We start from the raw sequence: 5318 nt of genomic DNA, 5'->3' as shown, positions 1-5318 counted from the left end.
TCGGTGGAGCTGCATGACAAGGTCATCGGGCATTATCTGAACATAAAACACTATCAGTAAGTTGGAGTCATTACCGTGTTATCGAGTTCATTAAGCTGCGGGTTAGCGCACATCATACGGGTCATTGCCAGCCCTTTGGCTGTCAGTTCACCATTAGACAGTTTGCCTTCACCGCTAAAGCGGTTACACATGCTGCCGGAAATCATCATTTTTTCACCAAAGCTGATTTCTGGCGGATTTTTATCGCTGGTCACGGGCTTACCGTTTACGCTTTCCAGCACAAAGCGATGATGCTGTAGCTGTTCTGGCGTAACAGCAATTTTGTCATTACTTACACATCCCGCCATCAGCAGGCTTAGCGCAACAAACGCGGCTACTTTCTTCATTGTGGTTCTCAATTACAGTTTCTGACTCAGGACTATTTTAAGAATAGAGAATGAAAGGTCATTGGGGATTATCTGAATCAGCTCCCCTGGATTGCAGGGGAGCTGCAAGATTAAACCAGTTCGTTCGGGCAGGTTTCACCTTTTTCCAGATTGCTTAAGTTTTGCAGCGTAGTCTGAGAAATACTGGTCAGAGCTTCTGCTGTCAGGAATGCCTGGTGCCCGGTAAACAGCACGTTGTGGCAGGCAGACAGGCGACGGAATACGTCATCCTGGATCACGTCGTTGGATTTATCTTCAAAGAACAGATCGCGTTCGTTCTCATAGACGTCCATACCCAACGAACCAATTTTCTGATTTTTCAGCGCTTCAATTGCCGCCTGAGAATCAATCAATGCACCGCGACTGGTATTGACGATCATCACGCCATTTTTCATCTGATCGAAGGCGGCTTCGTTCAACAGATGGTAGTTTTCCGGTGTCAGCGGGCAGTGCAGAGAGATAACGTCTGATTCAGAGAACAGGGTTGGCAGATCGACATACTCCACACCGAGTTCCAGCGCCGCTGCACTTGGATACGGATCGAACGCCAGCAGACGCATACCAAAACCTTTCAGAATGCGCAGCATCGCCACACCGATTTTACCGGTACCGATAACGCCTGCCGTTTTGCCATACATAGTAAAGCCGGTCAGACCTTCCAGAGAGAAGTTAGCGTCACGGGTACGCTGATACGCGCGGTGAATACGGCGGTTCAGCGTCATCATCATACCGATGGCGTGTTCAGCAACGGCCTCTGGATCATAGGCTGGAACACGGACTACTTTCAGCCCCAGTTCTTTTGCCGCATCAAGGTCGACGTTATTGAAACCGGCACAGCGCAGGGCGATATATTTAACGCCGTGCTTTTTCAGCTCTTCCAGCACCGGGTGGCTGCCGTCATCGTTTACGAAAATACATACCGCTTCGCAGCCATTGGCAGTTTTAGCGGTTTTTTCCGTCAGCAGAAAGTCAAAAAATTCCAGCTCAAAGCCAAAGGACTCGTTCACCTGTTGCAGGTACTTCTTGTCGTACTGTTTTGTGCTATAAACGGCGAGTTTCATAAGACTTTCTCCAGTGATGTTGAATCACATTTAAGCTACTAAAAATATTTTACAAAATTTCAAATATAATTGAAAGCCATGGCGATATTGAAAAATTCATCAACAACTATGCTTAGTGTAGGCGCAACCTTCAACTGAACGGTTAAACATGCCACAATACCCGTATTGAATGCTTAATTTTTCGCTAAATCAGGATATTAACTACCCATGCTGGGTAAATATAAAGCCGTTCTCGCGCTGTTATTACTGATTATTCTTGTGCCGTTGACGCTGCTGATGACGCTCGGGCTGTGGGTTCCCACGCTGGCGGACATCTGGCTACCGCTCGGGACACGTATTGCATTAGATGAAAGCCCACGCATTACGCGTAAAGGTTTAATCATTCCCGATCTCCGTTATCTGGTGGGAGATTGTCAGCTTGCGCATATCACCAACGCCAGCCTTTCACATCCCAGCCGCTGGTTATTGAACGTCGGCACGGTAGAACTTGATTCTGCTTGTCTGGCGAAATTGCCGCAGACGGAGCAATCGCCAGCTGCTCCAAAAACCCTCGCGCAGTGGCAGTCCATGCTGCCTAACACCTGGATCAATATCGATAAACTGATTTTTTCTCCCTGGCAGGAATGGCAGGGAAAACTCTCTCTCGCATTAACCTCTGATATCCAGCAACTGCGTTATCAGGGCGAAAAAGTTAAATTTCAAGGCCAGCTGAAAGGGCAACAACTTACAGTCAGCGAACTGGATGTCGTCGCGTTTGAAAATCAGCCGCCGGTTAAACTGGTGGGGGAATTTACTATGCCGCTCGTGCCGGATGGACTTCCTGTAAGTGGGCATGCTACTGCGACGTTAAACTTGCCGCAGGAACCGTCACTGGTGGATGCCGAGCTGGACTGGCAGGAAAATAGCGGGCAATTGATCGTGCTGGCACGGGATAACGGCGATCCGTTGCTCGATTTGCCGTGGCAAATTACTCGTCAACAATTGACCGTAAGCGATGGTCGCTGGAGCTGGCTGTATGCTGGTTTTCCTTTGAGTGGCCGACTGGGTGTCAAAGTCGACAACTGGCAGGCAGGGCTTGAGAACGCTCTGGTCAGCGGACGACTGAATGTGCTGACCCAGGGGCAAGCGGGTAAGGGCAACGCGGTGCTTAATTTTGGCCCAGGAAAATTAAGCATGGATAACAGTCAACTGCCTCTGCAGCTGACCGGTGAAGCGAAACAGGCGGACCTCATTTTATATGCCCGTTTACCTGCGCAGCTAAGTGGAAGTCTGTCTGACCCAACGCTGACCTTTGAGCCAGGCGCGTTACTTCGTTCAAAGGGAAGAGTCATCGATTCGCTGGACATCGATGAAATCCGCTGGCCTTTAGCGGGTGTAAAAGTCACCCAACGTGGTGTTGACGGACGTTTGCAGGCCATTTTGCAGGCGCATGAAAATGAACTGGGCGATTTCGTGCTGCATATGGATGGGCTGGCGAATGATTTTCTCCCTGACGCTGGCCGCTGGCAGTGGCGCTACTGGGGAAAAGGGAGTTTTACACCGATGAATGCCACCTGGGATGTCGCAGGAAAAGGTGAGTGGCATGACAGCACGATTACGCTGACCGATCTCTCCACCGGTTTCGACCAGTTACAATACGGTACGATGACGGTAGAAAAGCCGCGATTAATTCTCGACAAGCCCGTCGTCTGGGTACGTGACGCACAGCATCCCTCCTTCAGCGGCGCGCTGTCACTGGACGCCGGGCAAACGCTGTTCACTGGCGGCAGTGTGTTACCGCCATCAACCTTAAAATTTAGCGTCGATGGGCGCAATCCGACCTATTTCCTCTTTAAAGGCGATTTACATGCTGGTGAGATTGGCCCGGTTCGGGTAAATGGTCGCTGGGACGGTATTCGTCTGCGCGGTAACGCCTGGTGGCCAAAACAATCACTGACTGTATTCCAGCCGCTGGTGCCACCCGACTGGAAGATGAACTTACGCGATGGTGAACTGTATGCTCAGGTTGCATTTTCTGCTGCGCCTGAACAAGGATTCCGCGCGGGAGGGCACGGCGTGTTGAAAGGCGGTAGTGCCTGGATGCCAGATAATCAGGTTAACGGTGTCGATTTTGTCCTGCCTTTCCGTTTTGCCGATGGAGCCTGGCATCTGGGGACTCGCGGCCCCGTTACGTTGCGAATTGCCGAAGTGATTAATCTGGTGACAGCGAAAAATATTACGGCTGATTTGCAAGGGCGTTATCCGTGGACTGAAGAAGAACCCTTGCTGTTGACTGATGTTAGCGTCGATGTGTTAGGCGGTAACGTGCTGATGAAACAATTACGTATGCCGCAACATGACCCGGCGCTGTTGCGGCTGAATAATCTCTCATCCAGCGAACTGGTTAGCGCCGTCAATCCGAAACAATTCGCCATGTCCGGGGCATTTAGTGGTGCATTGCCGTTATGGCTAAACAACGAAAAATGGATAGTGAAAGATGGTTGGCTGGCAAATAGCGGGCTAATGACCTTGCGGCTGGATAAAGATACCGCAGATGCGGTGGTGAAAGACAATATGACTGCGGGTTCAGCAATTAACTGGTTGCGCTATATGGAAATTAGCCGGTCATCGACAAAAATTAACTTAGATAATCTCGGTTTATTAACCATGCAGGCCAACATTACAGGTACCAGTCGCGTTGATGGTAAAAGCGGTACGGTAAACCTTAATTACCATCATGAAGAGAATATTTTTACGCTGTGGCGCAGTTTACGCTTTGGCGATAATCTCCAGGCATGGTTGGAGCAGAACGCACGTCTGCCGGGAAATGACTGTCCGCAAGGAAAAGAGTGTGAGGAAAAACAATGAAAATTTTACTGGCTGCGTTGACGTCATCTTTTATGCTGGTTGGCTGTACGCCTCGCATTGAAGTCGCTGCACCTAAGGAACCGATCACTATCAATATGAACGTTAAAATTGAGCATGAGATCATCATCAAGGCAGACAAAGATGTCGAAGAGCTGCTTGAAACTCGTAGCGATCTTTTCTGAGGCGATGATGAAGAAAACATTACTTCTTTGTGCGTTTCTTGTTGGGCTGGTAAGCAGCAATGTAATGGCATTGACTCTGGATGAAGCCAGAACTCAGGGGCGGGTAGGTGAAACATTTTATGGTTATCTGGTTGCGCTGAAAACGGATGCTGAAACAGAGAAATTAGTAACCGAAATTAATGCCGAACGTAAAGCGAGTTACCAACAACGGGCAAAGCAAAATAATGTGTCTGTAGATGATATCGCGAAACTCGCCGGGCAAAAGCTCGTAGCTCGGGCCAAACCGGGGGAATATGTACAAGGGATAAACGGTAAATGGGTGCGAAAGTTTTAATAGCAAAACCGCAATATCGGGATAACGCTACAGGAGAAAGCGATTGATCTATTTTCCTGAAACAAGGTGAATATTCAAAAACTCCTGTCAAATTGCCTTTCGCCCTGAAAAATGCATAGTCAAATATCTGTTTTAACTAATTGGCGTTGCAGTACATGCAACGCCAATTAGTTAGCGGAATTTACGTCGATACTCGCCTGGCGTCATCCCAAAGCGTTGCTTAAATACCGTTGAAAAATGACTCTGGTCAGAAAATCCCCAATGAAAGCCGATGCCTGCCAGTTTTTCATCATCTGCGGCATGGCGAATCGCATCTGCACAAAAATCGAGACGACGGTTACGAATATATTGCGCGACTACCAAACCTTTATCGGCAAACATTCGGTACAAACTACGGGTAATGCTGCCAACTTACTGATTTAGTGTATGATGGTGATTTTAAGGTGCTTGCGTGGCTTCCATTTCCATC

5 protein-coding genes and 2 pseudogenes are annotated in these 5318 nt (G+C 48.8%); 4 read left to right on the top strand and 3 right to left on the bottom strand.

Going from position 1 to position 5318, the window contains the following annotated elements; translation table 11 throughout:
* The first annotated feature begins 3 nt into the window (after positions 1 to 3).
* The gene (locus ABZJ92_RS20460) at positions 4 to 60 is read left to right on the top strand and encodes an IS1 family transposase (protein ID WP_003032489.1); all 57 of its coding nucleotides are present in this window, start codon (positions 4 to 6) and stop codon (positions 58 to 60) included.
* Positions 61 to 71: 11 nt separating this feature from the next.
* Here the strand turns inward: ABZJ92_RS20460 and hslJ are convergent.
* Positions 72 to 386 (bottom strand): annotated as a pseudogene (gene hslJ, locus ABZJ92_RS20455) (heat shock protein HslJ); the annotation flags it as partial.
* A 110-nt stretch (positions 387 to 496) separates the two neighbouring features.
* Complete coding sequence (gene ldhA / locus ABZJ92_RS20450) at positions 497 to 1486, bottom strand: D-lactate dehydrogenase (RefSeq protein WP_000762218.1); 990 nt, start codon at positions 1484 to 1486, stop codon at positions 497 to 499.
* Positions 1487 to 1693: 207 nt separating this feature from the next.
* Here ldhA and ABZJ92_RS20445 point away from each other — a divergent pair, with 207 nt between their 5' ends.
* From ABZJ92_RS20445 to ABZJ92_RS20435, 3 genes are read left to right on the top strand one after another with little or no spacing between them, the layout of a single operon-like run.
* Positions 1694 to 4333 (top strand): YdbH family protein, encoded by a 2640-nt coding sequence (locus ABZJ92_RS20445; RefSeq protein ID WP_000900893.1) that lies wholly within the window; start codon positions 1694 to 1696, stop codon positions 4331 to 4333.
* Entirely contained in the window at positions 4330 to 4515 is a 186-nt protein-coding gene (locus tag ABZJ92_RS20440) for a YnbE family lipoprotein (protein WP_000698145.1), read from the top strand. The genes ABZJ92_RS20445 and ABZJ92_RS20440 overlap by 4 nt, the downstream gene beginning before the upstream one ends.
* 4 nt (positions 4516 to 4519) lie before the next feature.
* Positions 4520 to 4849, top strand: coding sequence for a YdbL family probable chaperone protein (locus ABZJ92_RS20435; RefSeq protein WP_011069403.1), 330 nt, complete (start codon positions 4520 to 4522; stop codon positions 4847 to 4849).
* Positions 4850 to 5020: 171 nt separating this feature from the next.
* Here the strand turns inward: ABZJ92_RS20435 and ABZJ92_RS20430 are convergent.
* Positions 5021 to 5257 (bottom strand): annotated as a pseudogene (locus ABZJ92_RS20430) (helix-turn-helix domain-containing protein); the annotation flags it as partial.
* Between the last annotated feature and the right edge of the window lie 61 nt (positions 5258 to 5318).

Source organism: Shigella sp. FJ200513, from assembly GCF_040495915.1.
GTDB lineage: Bacteria > Pseudomonadota > Gammaproteobacteria > Enterobacterales > Enterobacteriaceae > ECMA0423.
Note: the sequence above shows the minus strand (reverse complement) of the source record. Positions and strands in the feature narration are given on the sequence as shown.